This window comes from Pontixanthobacter luteolus (assembly GCF_009828095.1).
Lineage (GTDB): Bacteria > Pseudomonadota > Alphaproteobacteria > Sphingomonadales > Sphingomonadaceae > Pontixanthobacter > Pontixanthobacter luteolus.
This window is the reverse complement of sequence record NZ_WTYP01000001.1, coordinates 248363-267686: the sequence shown is the minus strand read 5'-3', so window position 1 is coordinate 267686 and position 19324 is coordinate 248363. Positions and strand designations below refer to the sequence as shown.

Sequence of the window (19324 nt, the reverse complement as noted above, 5' to 3'; positions counted from 1 at the left end):
TACTGTCCCCTGAACTCGTGCTGTTGGGATCACAGCGTTCCGATCAGCACGAGCTTCGGTAGGCCAATATCTCGCCTAGAGATTTGCCGGTATTACTTACCTCCCCCACCTTCGAAAACTGCACTTCGCTGACGGAATTGTGCTGCAAAAAAGTGGCTTTCGATCGAACGAGGAAGATTTTGTCAGTACGGCTAAGCGGAGCTTTATGGTTCGGGAAATTCGATAGAATAGGCTTACCTAGATCGATAAACTTCTCTTCATCGAGTGAGCTTCCATCATATAAGATTGGTGTTCTGTAATCGGCTAAGGATAGCATTTCCTCATTGCCGTGCTCCACATTCTGGCATGACAACGAAATGAACGTAGGGAAATATCCTGAGGTCGTTTCTGACAAGACCATCAGCGCCTGAAAATCACCGTCAGGTGAGCGCCAACAACCCTCATCCGAATAATAATCTGCCGCACCCAATTCTTCGCGCGGACAAAAATCAGCAGCCTGCGAGCAATTTGCCAGCGAGAGGCTAATCAAAGGCACCAGAAAGCGCTTCATGGTTTCACCCCGCCCCACTGCATAGTGCGTCTCACCTCGGCTCCACAGTGAGCTGGATGAGTGGATATTGTGCAAACGCCGTACCCTCGCAGCTGTCTTGATATGTAATTATATGGGGCCTCCCTAATTCCTCCCAAAGCGTAATCAACGAGCCACTGATTGGCAAAGGGAAGAAATTCGTTTTTCATCTCACTAAGGGAATTCACCCCATTGCGATGGTGACCAACTTCGTGGGCAACGATGCCACCCATCGAGTAAGAAACCCCACGGCTTGCCCAAGGGTGCTGTCAGACTAACTGCAACTTGTCTCCGATTTGCGCAGCTGTGGCAAGGTCGCGCTGAGTTCAGGCAGCAAGAAACTGCCACTCAGCCAGTGCGGCTGAGCGGGCGGTCTTGTAAGTCTGCCTATCGACGAGGTGGCGCTGGGAGTTGAAGTGGTTGTGGACGTTGGCGTGAACAGACGAAAACTTCTGCAGTGATTTCATTCGCCGAAATCGCTGCATGACACGCTCTTTTCGTCGGAACGGTAAGTGCGAATTCTCCACCCGATTGTTCTTCCAGCGGCCCATCTCGCGGCGGTTTTCGTTCCCAAGTTCACGCATCGCAGCGGAGTAGGAATTGAGGCCATCGGTCAAGATTTTCTCTGCTTGGCCGTGCCGTTTCAGCGCTTTGCGCAGGAACTTCAAAGCTGCCTTTTTGTCCCGCTTTTTCGTGACATAGCTTTCAAGAATCTCTCCTTCGTGATCGACCGCCCGCCACAAATAATGCGTCTCGCCGTTGATCTTCACAAACACCTCATCGAGGTGCCAGCGCCAATGACGAAAACCCTTCATCCGGCTCACTCGCTGTCGCCGGATATCCGCAGCGAACATCGGTCCAAAGCGATTCCACCACAGCCGCACGGTCTCGTGACAAACGTCAATTCCACGCTCGAAGAGCAAATCTTCAACGTTCCTAAGCGATAGCGGGAAGCGGACGTACATCATCACGACCAAGCGGATGATCTCCGGCGATGAGTTGAAATAGCGGAACGGATTGGCTGATTTCTTGCGTCTGGGCATCGGCCTGCCCTACCCAATTAGCGCCGATTTTCAATCAGGTGCATTTGCTTTGACAGCACCGTTTCGCATTTTCGCCGCAATTCCCAATAACGTTGCATAGACTGCAGTCATCGGCCCATGAGCATAAGCAGCAAAGGCTAGATATCAAATTTGACTATTTTAGCCATTTGTCAATTTTGTCTTTTCTAATTCCAAACAAAACATCTTCTCCATCGGCATTTTTTCCATAGAAAAGAACAATCGAGATGTAAATAAAGATAATAAATGCAATATAGAACTTGTATTCGTTAAATATTAACAAAGACAAAAACAGAGCAATTGGAACTATATTTATCAATATTTTTCTAATTTTCTTAAGCATAATCAACAATTCACCCTACCTAATTGACTTACAATTTGACCATTTGCCGTAACACTTGCCTCCAATGGTGCTGTCAGACTAACTGCAACTTGTCTCCGATTGGCGAAGCTGTGGCAAGGTCGAACTGAGTTTAGGCAGCAAGATTTTGCCACTCGGCCAGGGCAGCTGAGCGGCAGGTCTTGTAAGTTTGACGATCGACGAGATGGCGTTGCGAGTTAAAGTGATTGTGAATATTGGCGTGAACTGAGGCGAATTTCTGCAGTGATTTCATTCGCCGGAACCGCTGCATGACACGCTCTTTTCGTCGGAACGGTAAGTGGCTGTTCTCAGCGCGATTGTTCTTCCATCTACCCATCTCACGACGGTTTTCGTTGCCAAGTTCACGCATTGCAGCAGGGTAGGATTTGAGGCCGTCGGTCACGATCTTCTCGGCCTGGCCATGACGCCGAAGCGCCTTGCGAAGGAACTTCAAAGCAGCCTTTTTGTCTCGTTTCATAGTGACATAGCTCTCTAAAATCTCGCCTTCGTGATCGACTGCACGCCACAGATAGTGCGTCTCGCCGTTGATCTTCACAAACACCTCGTCGACGTGCCAGCGCCAATTTCGAAAACCCCGCATCCGGCTGATACGCTGTCTTCGAATGTCTGACGCGAAGATCGGACCGAACCGGTTCCACCAATAGCGCACCGTCTCGTGGCTGATCTCCACCCCATACTTGAACAGCAGGTCCTCGACATTGCGGAGGCTCAGCGGATAACGGACATACAGCATCACCGCCATGCGGATCACTTCAGGCGATGAGTTGAAACGGTGAAATGGACTGGGTGATTTCTTGCGTCTGGACATCAATACGCCCTACCCACTCAGCGCCGAACTTCAATCAGGTACGTTTAATCTGACAAGACCCGACATGGCCATCCCAGCTAAACGCATCATTGCTCTGCTTCTCGGTGCTCGTATTTTGTTGTTAAAATCGGGCCCTAATTTTTAGATTACTGCCACATTTTCGACAGCGGCTTGGAATTTTGGCGAACAAGTCAATACCTGCAAAAGCTGCAAGCGGTGCATTCGGGTTAAAGAACCAACTCACGCCACAGTTCGCACATCGAAAGACATGGATGATTGGCACAACAACGGCGGTCATGAATATGCCGAAGCCAAAAAATGCGGCTGTCGGAATTCTATCCATCCAAAATCCTGCAGACGGAATTCCTATCACAACAAGAACAATAAATGTCCATCTGAACACTTCCGCAAACAACTTTTCAGTTTTCAACACATGCTCCTGTCAAATTTGGAGTTGGCGCACTTGTATACTTCGTTTCAACACCTCCCGAGCCGCCGAACCGAGGGGCAAGCCGTGGGGAGATTGTGCCTCCTGAACCAGTCTCACTAGCTTTGAAACCAACTCCAGCGCCTCCCGAAACATATCTTCCGGTAACGGCACCTTCTTCTGTGGCTCCTCTACCAAACCCGAGAGTTACGCCACCTCCGTATCCTGCTCCTAGACCACCCGACGCCGTACCACGAAACTGCAATGTAGCTGGATCTACGCTAAATCCGAACGAACCATTGGCAGGGTGCTGTCAGTCTAATCGCAACTTGTCTCCGATTGGCATAGCCCTCCCCTTCCCCGACCAATGTCAGGCCATGAGCGTTTGCCACTCAGCCAGTGCGGCTGAGCGGGCGGTTTTGTAAGTCTGTCTATCGATGAGATGGCGCTGCGAGTTGAAGTGATTGTGGATGTTGGCGTGGAGCGATGCGAACTTTTGCAACGACTTCATCTGTCGAAATCTGAGCATCGCTCGCTCTCGTCGTCGGAATGGAAGGTGGCTGTTTTCGACCCTGTTGTTCTTCCATCTCCCCATCTCGCGGCTGCTCTCATTGCCGAGATCGCGCATCGCAGCCGGATAGGACCTAAGCCGGTCGGTCACGATTTTATCCGCCTGACCATGCCGTTTCAGCGCTTTGCGCAGGAACTTCAAAGCTGCCTTTTTGTCCCGCTTTTTCGTGACATAGCTTTCAAGAATCTCTCCTTCGTGATCGACCGCCCGCCACAAATAGTGCGTCTCGCCGTTGATCTTCACAAACACCTCATCGAGGTGCCAGCGCCAATGACGAAAACCCTTCATCCGGCTCACTCGCTGTCGCCGGATATCCGCAGCGAACATCGGTCCAAAGCGATTCCACCACAGCCGCACGGTCTCGTGGCAAACGTCAATTCCACGCTCGAACAGCAAATCCTCGACGTTCCTAAGCGATAGCGGGAAGCGGACGTACATCATCACGACCAAGCGGATGATCTCCGGCGATGAGTTGAAATAGCGGAACGGATTGGCTGATTTCTTGCGTCTGGGCATCGGCCTGCCCTACCCAATTAGCGCCGATTTTCAATCAGGTGCATTTGCTTTGACAGCACCGTGCGGACGATACATTCCGCCCAAGGCGCAACCGCCGATCGCGTGATGGCCCACTTGGAGAGCTTCCGCGCCAACACCATCGATGCTCCAGCGGTCTATGTCGCGATCAGCAGGGCGAAGGATGCGGTCGCGCTCTATACCGATAGCCGCGCCAGGCTCACCGAAGCGCTCGGCCTGCGCGACGGCGAGCAGATCGGAGCGATCGATGAGGTGCGGTGGGAGGTGGAGGTGGCATGGAACTAAGGATATGTAGATAGCCACCTATCACCTTACTTTCGCCACCCCATCCTGACTTTCTTAATTCGGCAGCCATCAAGATCAAATATGATCAGGCTAGGAAATTCTTTTGGGACTACCCGTACTTGAGAAATTTCTATGCACTCTCGGTCAACTTCCATCTGGTCAGGAGATATCAGCAGTGCTCCATTTGCGGTCATTTGGGACACTACATCGCGAATGTCATCCCCAACTAAAGACTCGTATTTCAGAGTCCACCAGGTGAATGGAGTTGCGATTAGCAATAGTGCCACCGCACCTATAGCAACGACTGAGCGTTTCACATTCATCGGCATAATCCCTGATCCATTTTATCGATGTCCTGCCGCTCTTAGCCTGTCGGCTCCTCGGCGCTCCAGTGGCGTCCTTACGAGCCCATCTAGTCGTCCTCTTTGTGCTCGACCAGGCGCTGGCTGAGCATCGGATGGTGCAGGATGGCCGCGCCCACCTTCAGCCTGTACGGATTCGTCAGCCACAATGCCTGCGGCGCAATTGCTATTACAGCCGTCACTTCCTCCCCCTGGATTTAAATCGTAGTCGATATCATTTACGGTGAGCCCTTCGTGGAAGGCGTTTCCTACCGCAAGCACGGTTTCATCTGATGCATCAATCCTGTTGCCAGGAACACTACTGGGATCCTTCAGGTATTCCTTAAAATATGCCTCGTCAGTATTATAAGTATCTGACCCGACCGGCGATGGCCTTAAAGTACCGTCTATATCGGTATAAGAGAATACCGTTACTTTGCCACTTTCTTCCACAACTGCCACAAAGGCGTGATCAACAGGTGACGCTCCGAAAAATACGGGTCGGCTTATGTAATAGGCCTCTGTTCCATAAGGATCGATCGCATTCACCGGATCATTCCCGACATACCCATACAGGTTCACATTATCCTCATACCCGATGGGATCGGTCTGGAGGAACCTGCCTAGCGTCGGCGAGTAGATGCGGGCTTTGTAGTAATACATGCCCAGCTCGGCGAGGTAGACCTGCCCGGTGTACTGGAACCGTCCGGTGTTGGTGGCAGAGGGGATGCCGAATTGTCCTCGCTACGCTCGTTCAGCTCCGCTTCCATCATAGGTGTTGATCTGCGCCGAAGTGCCGTCATGCGCGGTGCGCATCACTATCGATCCGCGCGCATCGGCGTAGAGATTGGCGCGGGCGGAGGTTCCTACGCAGGCAGGCTGCGAAACGCTTTGCCGGGCCAACAATTGGCACCGCTCATGAATATCTGTGCTGGGGAGTGGGTGGCGGAGAGACAGGGATTCGAACCCTGGGTACGGTTGCCCGCACAGTAGTTTTCGAGACTACCCCGTTCGACCACTCCGGCATCTCTCCGCACGGCACAAGGCGTATCGGATACGCCCATCCTGGTCTGGAAGCGCGCCGGTTAGCCGATGCTATTTGGCTTGCCAACCCCTTTTGATCGCGGTTCAACAAGTCGATGCGCTCAGCGATAGTGGACGGGGCCGCCGCCCCCCTTGTTTCGCAGGTGCGAAAGCCTATATTCCCCAAACTATGGAACGTACCCAGTTCTTTTCCCAACAGGCCGGCCGAACGATCGATGTCCCTCGCCATGCGAGCGCGCGATTCGGCATTGGTGATGTCGTGCGCCACCGGATGTTCGATTTCCGCGGGGTCATTTTCGATATCGACCCCGTCTTTGCCAACAGCGAAGAATGGTATCAGTCGATCCCCGAACACATCCGGCCGGACCGTGAGCAACCCTATTATCACCTGCTCGCCGAGAATGAGGAATCGTCCTACGTCGCCTATGTCAGTCAGCAGAATTTGCTGGCCGATGCAGAAGGCGGGCCGGTGGAACATCCCAACGTCGCCGAATTGTTCGAACAGTTCGCCAATGGGCGGTACAAGATGCGGCGTTCATTGACGCATTAAAGGCGTGCCGCGACGGCGGTGCGCCGCGCAGTGCCGCGTTCGTTATCAGTCTTTCAGTTTCCAACCCGATTTGAGCACGCGGTAACAAATGACCGCGAGCACGAAATTGAATATCGCCAGCCCGATTGCTGCGCCGGCCACGGCGGAATCGGTCGAACCGATATCGCTTTGCCCCAGGAAGCCGTACCTGAAACCCGAGATCACATAGAAAAACGGGTTAAGCCGGCTGATCATCTGGAAAAATTCAGACAGATTGCTGATTACGTAGAAAGTGCCCGATAGCAGCGCCAGCGGTGCAACCACGAAATTAGTGATCGCCGCGTTGTGATCAAACTTTTCAGCCCAGATCGAGGTCAGCAACCCGACTAGAGACAGCATCACCGCGCCCATCAGACCGAACCAGATAATCGCCCACAGATGTGCAGCGGACAGATCAACGCCGGGCCAGAACGCCATCGCCAGTGCGACCGCTCCGCCGACCATCACCGCGCGGGTGACCGCCGCACCGACTATGCCGGCCATCAATTCCCCTTCGGAAAGCGGCGGCATCAGCAGGTCGATGATCGTTCCTTGGATCTTCCCGGCGAGCAAGGAAAAGCTGGCATTGGCAAACGCGTTTTGCATCATGCCCATCACGATCAGCCCAGGCGCGACGAATGTAGCGAACGGCACGCCCAGCACTTCGCGGCCAGATCGGCCAAGAGCGACGCTGAAAATGACGAGAAACAGCAAGGTTGTGACCGCCGGAGCCCAAATCGTCTGCGTCTGCACCTTGAGAAACCGCCGAACCTCCTTAATATAGAGACTCCACAACCCAATGCGGTTGATGCCGGTAAAGATCGGCTCTCCCTGCGGCGGGAACTGGTTTTGATGATCGGGTGCGCTCCCTGTAAGAGACACGCCGGAATTATCGCTGTTGTGGGCTTGATCGGCCATAGTGGCGCGCCTAGGGCCAATGGCTCGAACTGGCAAGCACCCGTGGCTGAAAATGCTGCGAAGATGCAAATGCCAAATTGATATTGGAACGAGATTGAATGAGCTGGACTGACGAACGGATCGCCACGCTGAAGAAGCTGTGGGAAGGCGGATCGACTGCAAGCCAGATTGCCGAAGAACTCGGCGGTGTGAGCCGTAATGCAGTGATCGGCAAGGCCCACCGGCTTGGCCTGAAATCGCGCCCTTCCCCGGTAAAGGCCAACGACAAGAAAAAACCGGCGAGCGCGGCGAAGTCCAAACCCGCACCCAAGGCACCTCCCAAGAAAACTGCGCCTGCGGCTGCGGCGCCAGCACCGGCACCTGCACGGCCTGCGCCGAAGAACAGCGCTCAGGCGAACAAACGCCCGCCCAGCAACGCGGTGGAACTGGCGGCGACGGCAGCTGGCGAAACCATTCCCAAGCAGCCGATCCCGAACAAGAACCCCGACCTGCCGAAAATCGTTTCGGTCGGCCCCGGCGGATTCCTGCGTCAGGGCCCAGGCGATCAGCAGCCGCCGATCCCGCCGGCACCACCCCGCCGCCTGGTACCGGCAAAGCCGAGCCCGGAAATTGCCGACAAGACAAGTCTGCTCGATCTGTCCGACAAGGTTTGCCGCTGGCCAATGGGTCACCCGGGCGAGCCGGATTTCCACTTCTGCGGCGCAGACGTGAACCCGGGCTTCCCCTATTGCGTCGAGCATTGCGGCCGCGCCTTCCAGGCACAGCTTCCCCGTGGTTCGCGCCGTCCCCCGCCGCCTCTGCCATTTGGCGGGCCGCGCGTGCGCTAAGCCGCTTGGCATTGGCCCAACAACGCTAACTCATGAAAGGGCCGCATCCGAAGGGATCGCGGCCCTTTCTGTTTCCTCGACAAGGACACGATCCTGAGCGAAAAGGCCGGTAATGCTGCGCCCGATTTTCTGTTTTCTGCTCACTCTTTGGCTTTCAGCCTGCGCGCCCTCGCAAGACAGAGGGCCAATCGTGCTTGCTGCATCCAGCCTCCAGCAGCCGTTGGAGGAGTTGGCAGACCATTGGGCGGCGCAGGGGCATGACCGCCCGGTCTTTTCCTTCGCATCGTCTGCTGCGCTTGCCCGCCAGATCGAAAGCAGCAGCGCCGCTGATCTGTACATTTCTGCGGATCATACCTGGACCGATTTCCTGATAACACAGGGCCGGATCGATGATGCGGGAATACGAACGATCGCCCGAAACCAGCTGGTCCTTGCGGCCAATACCGATGCCGGGCTCGCGGACAGAACTGGGCCCGAAACCACCTTGGGCGCTACCTTGAAAGCAGGCAGGATTGTCGTTGGCAATCCCGACACTGTCCCCCTTGGCCGCTACACCAGGGATGCGCTTGATCGGCAGGGGCTTTGGCAAGCAATCGAGGGCTCGATCGTGCCAGCCGCCAGCGCGCAGCAAGCCGTGCGGCTTGTTTCACGCGGGGAAACCCCGCTCGGGATTATCTACCTCTCCGACACGGTCGGCAATCAGCACGTTGCAACACTGCACCGGATCGAAACAACCGAGCCGATCGAATATCTTGCCCTGCGCCTGCCCGCGAGTGCGCACCCGGATGCCGACCGCTTCCTTGACCTGCTCACTTCAGAACGAGCAGCCGAAATCTTTCAGAAGCATGGTTTTACCGCGCCGTGATCGAGCCATTGTCGAGCGGCGAATGGCAAGTAATCGCGCTGTCGCTGCGGGTCAGCCTGGTCGCTGTTATGTTTACCGTGCCGCTGGCTTACGGCCTCGCCTACCTTCTCGCACGCCGGCGATTTCCGGGACGCATGATGCTCAACGCTGCGGTTCATTTGCCATTGGTGCTGCCGCCCGTTGTTACCGGGTATATCCTCCTCCTTCTGTTCGGCCGGGCCGGGCCTATCGGCAGCTTTCTGGAGGACAGTTTCGGCGTTTCCCTGATATTCCAATGGACAGGCGCTGCCTTGGCCGCGGGGATCATGGCTTTGCCCCTGATGGTGCGGGCGATGCGGCTGTCGATTGATGCGGTCGACCGCAGGCTGGTCGGTGCCGCACGCACTCTGGGGGCAAGCAAGTGGCGTGCCTTCTTTACGATCACTCTGCCGCTCAGTCTGCCAGGTATAATCGCCGGCGCGGTTTTGGGATTCGCCCGCTCTATCGGTGAATTCGGGGCAACGATCACCTTTGTCTCCAACATCCCCGGAGAAACCCGCACCCTCCCCCTCGCAATCTACACGGGCTTGCAAGTTCCGGGCACCGATCTCCAAGTCGCAAGATTGGCAGTAATCGCAGTGATTATTTCACTTGCTGCGCTGGTCGTGAGCGAATGGCTGATCAGCCTCCAGCAAAAGGGGCACGACCATGTCCTTTGACATCGCCATCGAAAAGCGGATTGGCAGGCGGACGGTCCAAATCGAGCTCAATTCTCCGCAGCGCCTGATCGCACTGGTCGGCCCATCCGGAGCGGGAAAGACGACGCTGCTCCATTCCATTGCCGGCCTGAAGCGCCCGGACCGGGGGCATATTTCAATCGGAGGCCGGGTTTTGTACAGCAGCGTGGACGCGGTAAACCTCGCCCCGGAAGATCGCGGCTGCGGCTATGTTTTTCAGGATGCGCGGCTGTTCCCGCACAAAACGGTTAGGCAAAACCTCCTGTATGGATCGCCGCGCGCTAACGGGGCCGCCGACATCAATTTTGATGACACCGTATCCCTGCTCGGTATCGCAGACATACTGGAGCGAAAACCGGCGAACCTTTCGGGCGGTGAAGAGAAACGGGTCGCAATCGGGCGCGCGCTGCTTTCGGCACCGCGTTTTCTTCTGCTTGATGAACCGCTGGCGTCGCTTGATCCGGATCGCGGCGAGAATGTCTTGCAGGCCATTGAAAGGCTGAGAGACACACTAGCGCTGCCGATCATCCATGTGAGCCATGATGCAGCCGAAGTTGCACGGCTTGGCGGTCAAACCTTCGTGCTGGACTAACGCAGCACACTGCCCCAGAATTCCAGTTTCAAAATTCAGGGAGCACTTTCATGCCGCTAACGCTTCATGCCGCCACCGTTCCAACCTGGCTTCAGGCGACCGCCGCCACGCGCGCGCTGGTGGACAAGGCGGAGGCCTGGTGCGACGCGAATAGTGATAGCGCAGAGGCCATTACCGGTGCATGCCTGGCTGAAAACATGTGGTCTTTCGATTGGCAGATCAACAGCGTCTGGATGCACAGTGCACACGCACTGGACGCGGTTCAAAAAGGCGCGTTCGAGCCTGACTTCACCGATATTCCCGGCAGTTTCGATGCTTGCCGTGCCAAGCTGGACAAGGCGCGCGACGGGATGCTTGCGCTTGATCCCGATACGCTGGAAGGCATCGCTGAAAACAACGTCGATTTCGTCTTGGGCGGAACCGTCAGAATGAGTTTCACGGTGCAGAATTTCCTGCTCAGCTTCAGCAATCCGAACTTTTTCTTCCATGCGACGACCGCTTACGACATCCTCAGGATGAAAGGGCTCGAGATCGGCAAGCGCGACTATCTGGGCGCACCCGCGATCAAGGGCTGACCTGCCCCCTAGCCCCGGCCAGCTTCGCTCGCTAGTGAGCGCGGCATGACAAAACCTTCCCGATTTGGCGCGATGTTTTTTGGCACGCGCGCCGCCTTCACGCTTGCCTTGCTGTCTACCGCCAATGCCGTCCATGCTGAACTCCTCGCGCCGGTCAAAGCGATGATCGATGCAGCGATCGCTACTGGTGACGCTGACAAGGTGGGCACAGTACTGGAACTTGCCCGGGTCACGAACCCGCAGGAAGCTGAACAGATTGATGCCATCGCGGCTGATTTCCGCGCAAGTCAGGCAGAAGTGGCGAAGGCTGAGGCAGAACGCGAGAAACAGGAAATCAGGAATGCGGGTCTGTTCGACAATTGGTCAGGCGAAGGGCAAATCGGCGCATTCCGTTCGACCGGCAATTCCAGCAATGTCGGCCTGACCGCTGGCCTGAAGCTGCAACGCAAGGGTATCGACTGGCGGCACAAGCTGACGGCGCTGGCCGATTATCAGCGCACCAATGGCGTTACGACGCGCGAGCAATTCCTGCTTGCCTATGAACCCAATTATCAATTGAGTGATCGCTTGTTTGCCTATGCTCTGGGCCAGTATGAGCGCGACCGGTTTCAAGGGTTCTCGTCGCGCGTTTCGGCATCGGGTGGGCTTGGTTACCGCGTGATCGAAACGGAAGACATGGAGCTTTCCGTCAAGGCTGGCCCGGCATATCGCAAAACCAGTTTTGTTGGCGGCGGCAGCACCAGCAGCATCGCGGCGCTCGCATCGCTCGATTACCAATGGGATGTAACCGACACCGTTAAACTGACCCAGGATGCCAGCGCATTCATCCAGTCAGGCAACAGCACGTATCTTTCAGCGACTGGCATAGAGGCATCGCTTGGCGGCGGCTTATCCGCCCGGGTGGCCTATGCGGTCGAACATGATACCGACCCGCCAGCAGGCGCGATAAAGACCGATACGCTCACCCGGTTTACCTTGATCTACGGATTCTGAACGCGCTTCTGAGGTAGCAGAAAGACGACATAACCGCGGAAGTCTGGATCATTGGCGATACCCGCAGGCTCGTCCCACGCGCCGCCTTCGACCAGTGCGATCTTGTACGGCATCGCAAGACGGTGGGCCGACTGCAAATACCGCCCGAAATCAGCAATGGTCGTCGTCTCACGGTAGGTTTGGATTACGATTTCATCCAATGGTGCGCGCAAGGCTGCCAGATCATCCTCATCCGCATTGGCCGGCCAATCCATCAAACCGGTCGCAGACAGTTTCAGCCCTGCCGGAAGTTCGCGGCGCATTGATTTGAGGAAAACGGCGTAATCGCCCAGCCTTCCGGTGCTGGAATCGAAGTCTATCTGAACGCCCGCAATGCCGGACACCCTTTGCCACAGCTCCACTTGCGCCCGCATTTGCGCCATGGCCGATGGCGCCCAATCGAGCCGCTCTGCGCGGATCACCATCCAGAGCTCCGTTTGCGAGCGTGCAGGTGGCGTTCGGTGTAGCGGAATGATCCGCGCCGCATCACCCTTGCGCAGTTCGCCCCATAGAACATAGACAGTGTCCGCCGTGTCCATCGCAGGCGGAGGCTCGACCCCGCTCCACAGGAAAAACGCGCTATAGTCCGCAGGGTCGACCACCCTGGCCGCTTCGCTGCGGCCCGGACCGCATCCGGCCAGCAGGCACGCGGAAAGCAGCACCGCGGCAAGCTTACCAATAATATTTGAGCTCCTGCGCCCATTTAGTGCCGCCATAGTCGCGTTTCAGCCGCCTGAACCACTGCGCACGGACGTGCTTCTCCGCACTTTCGCCGCCGCAGCTGTTCTGGCCAGCAGGAGCATAACATCTGACCGCACGGAACAGGGCATAGGCTCTCTGATCGCTGGTCGCGTCCCTATCATTCATGATCGATAGGTAGAAATTCTGCCGGGGAATCGGGTCTCCGCTGTAAAAATCGCGGCTGCCCAGCACTGCCGGTCCGTCAGGCTGCGAATAGGCGATACCGAACGCGAAATCGTCAAATCCGTTAAGCCTGTAAAAATCGCCGAGGCACAGCCGGCCCGCGACGCTTTGCGGGTCTGCCTGCAATGCAAGGGCAGTTTGCGTGATCGATGGACAATTGAAGCCATCCGACCATGTGCCACCCTCGAACAGCTGCAATGGGGGAAAGGCGGTGTCGTAGATGTTCCACAGACTTTCCTCGGCAGGATCGGACCCCAGGCCGCTTCCTTCCTGCAAGAACGACTGATCCTCAAGGAAACCCGCGTACTGGCCATGCTGAAGCTGTTTCAGCAAAGCCGTGAACAGCGCAAAGCGGTGCTCACCGCTCGCCTCGTCCCCAGTTCTCGACTGCCGTTTAAGAATTTCGATCCCCGCGGACTGTCCAAGCAATATCCGGCGGATGCGCGGCTCATGGATCGGGGAACCCGCCGCGAAAACACGGTCGAGCTGTCCCGCCTGCTCCCAGCTGCGGGCCAGCGCCAGTTCGACTGCCGGGCGCTGCCAGATACCCTGCGCGCCGCCAATCATACCCTGCCAGAACTGGGCCTCTCCGGTGTCCCCAAGGCTGTGAAGCGCAAGGCCGCGCAGAAATTGCTGGCTGAAAGCAATCGCTGTGTAGCGTTCTTGATGTCCGCCGTCCGGGATGAGCCGCAAGACCTCATCAGGTTCGCCGCGCACGTAAAAGGCATGGTTCGCCTGCAGAAGTGTCCAAATTTCGGGATGGTCGGAAAATGTCCCCGCAGACGCGGCCAATTCGGCCTCAGTGAGTGGACGATAGCGTTCGCCGTACCCATCGCTGCGCATCCGCATCAACAGCTCTGCAGCGAGAAGCAATGGATTGCTTGAAGCATCCCTGCCTTCGCGGACGAGATATTTGTCGTCGATCTCGGCGACTAGCGCACCGGTCTCTGCATCGCCTGCCTTCATGGTTTCAAGCTGGCGCCCGTAGATTTCTTCGAGGCCCGCGTAATCGCGCTGCAGCCACAGCGATTTACGGATGAGGCCCGCCGCTGATGATGCATAAAGCCCATCGGGATAGGCCGCGAGATATGCCTTGAAACCCGCCTCGGCGCGCGCTGCAGTTGCCGCTGAAACAAACCCCAGATCGAACCAGCCCCACCGATCATTGGCCCCGTCGATTGCCTGGTTGAGAGCATTGCGTGCGGTCATATAAAGCGCGGTTTCTCTGACCCACTCATTGCCCGCCTGCTCGCTCAAGTCGCGGTAGAGGCGATCTGCGCGGTCCCAATCAGAGGTATAAAAACTGGTCGATGCTTCCAGATAACCATGGAATGCGCCCGCGGGCGTGGCGCTGCCGCCAAATGCACGCGGCGGGGTGAAGAAACCGCCTTTCGTTTGCGGTCCCAGAGCCGCGGTCCCATCATCGCACACGGCTGTGAGGGCCGAGCGGGATTGCGCCAGAAAGCTGCGGTCGCCCTTTGTGCGGAATCCAGCATCTTCCAACGCCTGAAGATACGCCGCCTCGCCGGTTTCGGCGGTCTGGCATTTGGTGCCAAAGTGATCCGGGATCACGGCAGAATCGGTATCCGCGCCGGGATACCAGGCAAATTCGAGATTGCTCCAGCGGAAGAAATTTCGGCCTAGAAACGTTTGCCAACCAAGATCGGGATAAGCCTTGCCCGCACCGTCATTTCCGGCGCGGTCCTGCAGCAGCAGAAACAGGTTCACACGCGAATCGTTGCCGGGCGCAATCGCGATCTGGCTGGAGCATCCAAGGTCCGGATTTTCCGGCTTCCAGTCGGGCGTGCAGAACGCGCCGCCTGCGGCGACTTGCCCCGGCCACGCCAAGGCGGCGCAAGCGAACAGAACGCCGAGACCTGACCAAGCTTTTTTCATAATTTCCCCGCTGGCGCTGGTGCCCGCAGGGAATGTGTCACACAGGCACGCCAGCGCGCAAGAGCGCGGATCGCTCGAACACGGTCAGGCGCGGGCGAACCATATGGTGTGCCGGGGGCCCTTGTTGTTTGGCCGGGCGCGCACTTCCAGCACTTCCACGTCAAATCCAGCCCTTTCCAGCCGCCGGGTGAAACGCGGGTCCTGCGCTGCGGACCAAATGGCGAGGACGCCATTGAGGGCCAGCGCCTCTCGGGTCTGTTTCAGCCCGCGCGGGGAATAAAGCTTGTCGTTTTCTTCCCTCACCAGCCCGTCAGGCCCGTTATCGACATCCAGCAGAATGGCATCGAATTGCGGCCGCATGCCATCCGCAGCCTCTGCAATAGGATCAGCCACGTCTGTCATATCCAGCGTAAGGCGCGGATCGGCCAGACAGTCGCCGGTGTGATGCGCCATTGGCCCTTTCGCCCATTCGATGATCTTGGGGACGAGTTCCGCCACGACGAGACGGGCATCGGCGGGCAGCCTGCGCAGCGCCGCGCGTAAGGTGAAGCCCATACCATACCCGCCAATCAGCATATTTGGCCGATCGACCCGCAGCCGGTCGATGGTAAGTTCGGCAAGCTGCTCTTCAGAGAACTGCATCCGGGTCGACATCAGTTCATTGCGTTCGAGCGTGATCATGTGATCGCGGCCGTGAGAGATCAGTTCCAGCGTGGCACCGCCAGGCACCTCGGCACTATCAATAAGAATTCGTTCGAGCATGGGGCCGCCTAGACTATCTCGTCTTCGTCGAACAGACCGTCTGCAAACGCGGCCTCTTCTATATCGTTCAACCTGTCTTCCGCAGTCGCGGGTATTTCCACCTCGGCAATGTGAACCAGCGCATCCCCCTGATTGACCACCGGCAAATTGCTGCGTCCGATGATAACGCCAGCCACCGGCGAGTTCACTTCGATATCGGTATCTCCGAACGGGTCCGCCAAATATCCGACAACGTCAGACGCCTCCACGAATGATCCGCTTGCCTTTACGGCCCGGAAAATGCCGCCCTCAGGCGCACGAAGCCAGCTTGTGCGGCGGCTGACCACGGATTTGGCACCGGCCTTCCTCGGCAGCCTTACGCCCATCCCAAGGTGGTGCATGACGCGCAGGATGCCCTGCACGCCCACGCGCATGCTCAATTCGTCGAACCGCAGAGCCTCACCGGCTTCCAGTAGCAGTACATCGCAATCATGATCGGCAGCAGCCTGCCGCAGCGATCCTTCGCGCAATTTGGAAACAATGATCGCCGGCGCCCCGAACACCGGGGCCAGTTCAGCTGCAACCGGGCGGTTTTCGCTGATGCGGATCTGGGGCAGATTTTCGCGGTGCAATCCGGCCGAGTGCAGGTCGATGCCGATACTGCACCGGGCAAGAATTTCCTGAGTGAAGCGATAGGCAAGCTGGGATGCGAGAGAGCCCTTGGCGGAACCAGGGAAGCAGCGGTTGAGATCACGGCGATCGGGCAAATAACGCTGATGCGCGACAAAGCCGTATGAATTGACGACCGGGATACATAGCAGCGTTCCGGCGAGCCGTTTCGGCTTCACTTCCCGCAGCAAGCGCCGGACAACCTCGACCCCGATGATTTCGTCGCCATGGACACAGCCACTGACGAACATCACAGGACCGGGCTTTTTCCCATGGACCACCCGAACCCGCATCGAGACCTCGATATTGGTCGGCAACCGGCTGACAGGAATGTCGATGGTTTCGCTGGTCCCCGGCGCAACCGAATGGCCTGCGATCTCGAAGTGCGGAACTGGCTCGGCTTTGGGCACGGGCATGGACTTTCTCAGATTCCGGCGAATTCACGCCAGACAGCGCATCTGCACGCCTGCTTATGAAAAGGGAAGCTGCAATAAAAAGGGCCGCGATTGCTCGCGGCCCTTTCTGATTATCATGAAGTGACGCTTAGTCCTTCAGGAAGTCCGGCATATGGCTGTCGCCGCCTGAACCGCCCTTGTCACCGCCGTCACCGCTGTCACCGCTGTCACGGCCACCGCCGCGAGGACCGCGACCACGGCCGCCATCACGACCGCCACCGCGTGGACCGCGACGATCACCGCGATCTCCGCGATCACTGCGCGGCTTGCTTTCGCGCGGTGGGCGGGTGTCTTCCAGCTCTTCACCAGTTTCCTGGTCAACAACGCGCATCGACAGGCGGACCTTGCCGCGCTGGTCGATTTCGAGAACCTTGACCTTGACTTCCTGGCCTTCGGAAACGACGTCGCCCGGCTTTTCGACACGCTCGTTCTTCATTTCGGACACGTGGACGAGACCGTCCTTGCCGCCCATGAAGTTCACGAATGCGCCGAAATCAACGATGTTTACGACCTTGCCGGTGTAAACCTTGCCGACTTCCGCTTCTTCGACGATGCCTTCGATCCACTTGCGTGCAGCTTCGATCTGCGCGCCGTCGGAAGACGAAATCTTGATTACGCCTTCGTCATCGATGTCGACCTTGGCACCGGTTTCAGCGACGATTTCGCGGATGACCTTGCCGCCGGTTCCGATAACGTCACGGATCTTCGACTTGTCGATCTGCATCGTTTCGATACGCGGTGCATGCTGGCTGACTTCGTTACGGGCATTGCCCAGTGCCTTGGTCATTTCACCCAGGATGTGCGCACGGCCGGCTTTCGCCTGTTCCATGGCAGTCTGCATGATTTCCTTGGTGATGCCGGCAACCTTGATGTCCATCTGGAGGCTGGTGATACCCGCTTCCGAACCGGCAACCTTGAAGTCCATGTCGCCAAGGTGATCTTCGTCACCCAGAATGTCGGACAGAACGGTGAATTCGTCACCTTCAAGGATCAGGCCCATCGCGATACCCGAAACCGGGCGTTCGATAGGAACACCGGCGTCCATCATCGACAGACAGCCGCCGCATACGGTCGCCATGGAGGACGAGCCGTTGGATTCGGTGATGTCCGACAGAATACGGATGGTGTACGGGAAATCTTCCGCATCAGGCAGTACCGGGTGCAGCGCGCGCCATGCGAGCTTGCCGTGACCGGTTTCGCGGCGGCTGGTAAAGCCGAAGCGGCCCACTTCACCGACCGAATAGGGCGGGAAGTTGTAGTGCAGCATGAAGTTCGAATAGCTCAGGCCTTCGAGACCGTCGATCATCTGCTCGGCATCTTTGGTGCCAAGCGTGACGGTGCAGATCGCCTGCGTTTCACCGCGGGTGAACAGAGCCGAACCGTGGGTCCGGGGCAGCAGGCCAACCATGGCTTCGATCGGGCGGACTTCGTCGGTCTTGCGACCATCGATGCGCTGACCGTCTTTCAGGATCGCGCCGCGTACGATTTCGGCTTCCAGCTTCTTGACTGCCTTGCCGGCTGTCATCTGCGTCTGGCCGTCTTCTTCAGCGTAGGCTTCCTTGGCCTTGGCACGGGCTTCATTCAGCGCTGCCGAGCGAGCCGACTTGTCGGTCAGCTTGTATGCTGCAGCAATGTCGTCACCTACGATGCCGCGGAGCTTTTCCTTGATCGCCGATGTGTCGTCCGACGTGTTGATTTCCCAAGGATCCTTGGCAGCCTGTTCAGCGAGGTCGATGATCGCGCCGATAACCTTGCGGCTCTCGTCATGCGCAAACATGATCGCGCCGAGCATTTCTTCCTCGGACAGTTCCTTCGCTTCGGATTCAACCATCATCACTGCGTCGTTGGTTGCAGCAACGACCAGGTCGAGACGACCTTCTTCGTCCAGCGCAGTCGAAAGCGACGGGTTGAGAACGTATTCGCCGTTACGGAAGCCGACGCGTGCAGCGCCGATCGGACCCATGAACGGAAGACCCGAAATTGTCAGCGCAGCGGATGCCGCGATCATTGCAACGATATCCGGCTCGGTTTCGCCGTCATACGACAGGACCTGCGCGATTACGTTGATTTCGTTGTAGAACCCCTCTGGGAAGAGCGGACGGACCGGACGGTCGATCAAGCGGCTGGTCAGTGTTTCCTTTTCAGTGGCACGGCCTTCGCGTTTGAAGAAGCCACCCGGAATACGGCCAGCAGCCGAAAATTTTTCTTGGTAGTGTACGGTCAGCGGGAAGAAGTCCTGCCCTTCACGTACGGACTTGGCGGCGGTCACGGCGCACAGCACCACGGTTTCGCCATAGGTAGCCAGAACAGCGCCGTCAGCCTGACGGGCAATCTGACCGGTTTCGAGAGTGAGGGTTTTTCCGCCCCATTCAATCGATACGGTTTTCTTGTCGAACATGTATTTTCCTTATGAACCCGCCAGCCACATTGCTGTGCGGGGCCTTCTGTTTCCGGGAGATCCGGCCCGGGCCGGTATGGAACCGCTCTGGCTCCTCAGGCTCTGCCACCGAATTGTGACAGTTGCC

21 protein-coding genes and 1 tRNA gene are annotated in these 19324 nt (G+C 57.3%); 8 read left to right on the top strand and 14 right to left on the bottom strand.

Going from position 1 to position 19324, the window contains the following annotated elements:
* Positions 1-43: 43 nt before the first annotated feature.
* The 5 genes from GRI43_RS01290 to GRI43_RS01270 all read right to left on the bottom strand — a co-directional run bounded on the left by GRI43_RS01290 (position 44) and on the right by GRI43_RS01270 (position 4333).
* Positions 44-550: a hypothetical protein gene (locus GRI43_RS01290; RefSeq protein WP_160729307.1), complete on the bottom strand. Its 507-nt coding sequence runs from the start codon at positions 548-550 to the stop codon at positions 44-46.
* Positions 551-894: 344 nt separating this feature from the next.
* Positions 895-1611: an IS6 family transposase gene (locus tag GRI43_RS01285; protein WP_160729306.1), complete on the bottom strand. Its 717-nt coding sequence runs from the start codon at positions 1609-1611 to the stop codon at positions 895-897.
* Between the two features lie 491 nt (positions 1612-2102).
* A complete protein-coding gene (locus GRI43_RS01280; RefSeq protein ID WP_160729305.1) occupies positions 2103-2819 on the bottom strand; it encodes an IS6 family transposase in 717 nt (238 codons plus the stop codon).
* A gap of 121 nt (positions 2820-2940) precedes the next feature.
* Positions 2941-3249, bottom strand: coding sequence for a hypothetical protein (locus tag GRI43_RS01275; protein WP_160729304.1), 309 nt, complete (start codon positions 3247-3249; stop codon positions 2941-2943).
* A 367-nt stretch (positions 3250-3616) separates the two neighbouring features.
* On the bottom strand, positions 3617-4333 hold the full coding sequence (locus GRI43_RS01270; protein ID WP_160729303.1) for an IS6 family transposase: 717 nt from the start codon (positions 4331-4333) through the stop codon (positions 3617-3619).
* Positions 4334-4393: 60 nt separating this feature from the next.
* Here GRI43_RS01270 and GRI43_RS01265 point away from each other — a divergent pair, with 60 nt between their 5' ends.
* Positions 4394-4636 carry a helicase C-terminal domain-containing protein gene (locus GRI43_RS01265; protein ID WP_160729302.1) on the top strand — a complete coding sequence of 81 codons (243 nt, stop codon included), beginning with the start codon at positions 4394-4396 and terminating at the stop codon, positions 4634-4636.
* A gap of 344 nt (positions 4637-4980) precedes the next feature.
* On the opposite strand, the gene GRI43_RS01260 is transcribed toward GRI43_RS01265, so the two are convergent.
* The 3 genes from GRI43_RS01260 to GRI43_RS01250 all read right to left on the bottom strand — a co-directional run bounded on the left by GRI43_RS01260 (position 4981) and on the right by GRI43_RS01250 (position 6010).
* The gene (locus GRI43_RS01260; protein ID WP_160730568.1) at positions 4981-5706 is read right to left on the bottom strand and encodes an RHS repeat-associated core domain-containing protein; all 726 of its coding nucleotides are present in this window, start codon (positions 5704-5706) and stop codon (positions 4981-4983) included.
* Between the two features lie 15 nt (positions 5707-5721).
* Positions 5722-5880 carry a hypothetical protein gene (locus tag GRI43_RS01255; protein WP_160729301.1) on the bottom strand — a complete coding sequence of 53 codons (159 nt, stop codon included), beginning with the start codon at positions 5878-5880 and terminating at the stop codon, positions 5722-5724.
* A 40-nt stretch (positions 5881-5920) separates the two neighbouring features.
* Positions 5921-6010: transfer RNA gene (locus GRI43_RS01250), tRNA-Ser, on the bottom strand.
* Positions 6011-6190: 180 nt separating this feature from the next.
* Here GRI43_RS01250 and hspQ point away from each other — a divergent pair.
* Positions 6191-6571, top strand: a complete 381-nt coding sequence (gene hspQ, locus GRI43_RS01245) for a heat shock protein HspQ (RefSeq protein WP_160729300.1) — start codon at positions 6191-6193, stop codon at positions 6569-6571.
* Between the two features lie 45 nt (positions 6572-6616).
* On the opposite strand, the gene GRI43_RS01240 is transcribed toward hspQ, so the two are convergent.
* On the bottom strand, positions 6617-7507 hold the full coding sequence (locus GRI43_RS01240) for an ABC transporter permease (RefSeq protein ID WP_160729299.1): 891 nt from the start codon (positions 7505-7507) through the stop codon (positions 6617-6619).
* Positions 7508-7605: 98 nt separating this feature from the next.
* On the opposite strand from GRI43_RS01240, the gene GRI43_RS01235 reads away from it, so the two are divergent.
* From GRI43_RS01235 to GRI43_RS01210, 6 genes are all read left to right on the top strand, one after another.
* Entirely contained in the window at positions 7606-8334 is a 729-nt protein-coding gene (locus GRI43_RS01235; protein ID WP_160729298.1) for a GcrA family cell cycle regulator, read from the top strand.
* Positions 8335-8446: 112 nt separating this feature from the next.
* The gene (gene modA / locus GRI43_RS01230) at positions 8447-9199 is read left to right on the top strand and encodes a molybdate ABC transporter substrate-binding protein (RefSeq protein WP_268893564.1); all 753 of its coding nucleotides are present in this window, start codon (positions 8447-8449) and stop codon (positions 9197-9199) included.
* Positions 9199-9897 carry a molybdate ABC transporter permease subunit gene (gene modB, locus GRI43_RS01225; protein ID WP_338090026.1) on the top strand — a complete coding sequence of 233 codons (699 nt, stop codon included), beginning with the start codon at positions 9199-9201 and terminating at the stop codon, positions 9895-9897. The genes modA and modB overlap by 1 nt, the downstream gene beginning before the upstream one ends.
* Positions 9887-10507: an ATP-binding cassette domain-containing protein gene (locus GRI43_RS01220; protein WP_160729296.1), complete on the top strand. Its 621-nt coding sequence runs from the start codon at positions 9887-9889 to the stop codon at positions 10505-10507. Before modB ends, GRI43_RS01220 begins: the two co-directional genes overlap by 11 nt.
* A 50-nt stretch (positions 10508-10557) precedes the next feature.
* Entirely contained in the window at positions 10558-11082 is a 525-nt protein-coding gene (locus tag GRI43_RS01215) for a DUF1993 domain-containing protein (protein ID WP_160729295.1), read from the top strand.
* A gap of 45 nt (positions 11083-11127) precedes the next feature.
* Positions 11128-12075 (top strand): DUF481 domain-containing protein, encoded by a 948-nt coding sequence (locus tag GRI43_RS01210; protein WP_235903559.1) that lies wholly within the window; start codon positions 11128-11130, stop codon positions 12073-12075.
* Here GRI43_RS01210 and GRI43_RS01205 read toward each other — a convergent pair.
* The 5 genes from GRI43_RS01205 to pnp all read right to left on the bottom strand — a co-directional run bounded on the left by GRI43_RS01205 (position 12063) and on the right by pnp (position 19197).
* A complete protein-coding gene (locus GRI43_RS01205; RefSeq protein WP_338089991.1) occupies positions 12063-12776 on the bottom strand; it encodes a DUF3142 domain-containing protein in 714 nt (237 codons plus the stop codon). The genes GRI43_RS01210 and GRI43_RS01205 overlap by 13 nt on opposite strands.
* 10 nt (positions 12777-12786) lie before the next feature.
* Complete coding sequence (locus tag GRI43_RS01200; protein ID WP_160729293.1) at positions 12787-14934, bottom strand: PA5441 family protein; 2148 nt, start codon at positions 14932-14934, stop codon at positions 12787-12789.
* 84 nt (positions 14935-15018) lie between these two features.
* Positions 15019-15696 (bottom strand): polyamine aminopropyltransferase, encoded by a 678-nt coding sequence (locus GRI43_RS01195; RefSeq protein WP_160729292.1) that lies wholly within the window; start codon positions 15694-15696, stop codon positions 15019-15021.
* A gap of 8 nt (positions 15697-15704) precedes the next feature.
* Positions 15705-16760, bottom strand: coding sequence for a succinylglutamate desuccinylase/aspartoacylase family protein (locus GRI43_RS01190; RefSeq protein ID WP_160729291.1), 1056 nt, complete (start codon positions 16758-16760; stop codon positions 15705-15707).
* Positions 16761-16887: 127 nt separating this feature from the next.
* Positions 16888-19197 (bottom strand): polyribonucleotide nucleotidyltransferase, encoded by a 2310-nt coding sequence (pnp, locus tag GRI43_RS01185; RefSeq protein ID WP_160729290.1) that lies wholly within the window; start codon positions 19195-19197, stop codon positions 16888-16890.
* Positions 19198-19324: the final 127 nt, after the last annotated feature.

Excerpts from the sequence above, each read along its gene's own strand:
- GRI43_RS01290 (WP_160729307.1), bottom strand. The coding sequence starts at position 550 with ATGAAGCGCTTTCTGGTGCCTTTGATTAGCCTCTCGCTGGCAAATTGC.
- GRI43_RS01285 (WP_160729306.1), bottom strand. The coding sequence starts at position 1,611 with ATGCCCAGACGCAAGAAATCAGCCAATCCGTTCCGCTATTTCAACTCA.
- GRI43_RS01280 (WP_160729305.1), bottom strand. The coding sequence starts at position 2,819 with ATGTCCAGACGCAAGAAATCACCCAGTCCATTTCACCGTTTCAACTCA.
- GRI43_RS01270 (WP_160729303.1), bottom strand. The coding sequence starts at position 4,333 with ATGCCCAGACGCAAGAAATCAGCCAATCCGTTCCGCTATTTCAACTCA.
- hspQ (WP_160729300.1), top strand. The coding sequence starts at position 6,191 with ATGGAACGTACCCAGTTCTTTTCCCAACAGGCCGGCCGAACGATCGAT.
- GRI43_RS01240 (WP_160729299.1), bottom strand. The coding sequence starts at position 7,507 with ATGGCCGATCAAGCCCACAACAGCGATAATTCCGGCGTGTCTCTTACA.
- GRI43_RS01235 (WP_160729298.1), top strand. The coding sequence starts at position 7,606 with ATGAGCTGGACTGACGAACGGATCGCCACGCTGAAGAAGCTGTGGGAA.
- modA (WP_268893564.1), top strand. The coding sequence starts at position 8,447 with ATGCTGCGCCCGATTTTCTGTTTTCTGCTCACTCTTTGGCTTTCAGCC.
- GRI43_RS01220 (WP_160729296.1), top strand. The coding sequence starts at position 9,887 with ATGTCCTTTGACATCGCCATCGAAAAGCGGATTGGCAGGCGGACGGTC.
- GRI43_RS01215 (WP_160729295.1), top strand. The coding sequence starts at position 10,558 with ATGCCGCTAACGCTTCATGCCGCCACCGTTCCAACCTGGCTTCAGGCG.
- GRI43_RS01210 (WP_235903559.1), top strand. The coding sequence starts at position 11,128 with ATGACAAAACCTTCCCGATTTGGCGCGATGTTTTTTGGCACGCGCGCC.
- GRI43_RS01200 (WP_160729293.1), bottom strand. The coding sequence starts at position 14,934 with ATGAAAAAAGCTTGGTCAGGTCTCGGCGTTCTGTTCGCTTGCGCCGCC.
- GRI43_RS01195 (WP_160729292.1), bottom strand. The coding sequence starts at position 15,696 with ATGCTCGAACGAATTCTTATTGATAGTGCCGAGGTGCCTGGCGGTGCC.
- GRI43_RS01190 (WP_160729291.1), bottom strand. The coding sequence starts at position 16,760 with ATGCCCGTGCCCAAAGCCGAGCCAGTTCCGCACTTCGAGATCGCAGGC.
- pnp (WP_160729290.1), bottom strand. The coding sequence starts at position 19,197 with ATGTTCGACAAGAAAACCGTATCGATTGAATGGGGCGGAAAAACCCTC.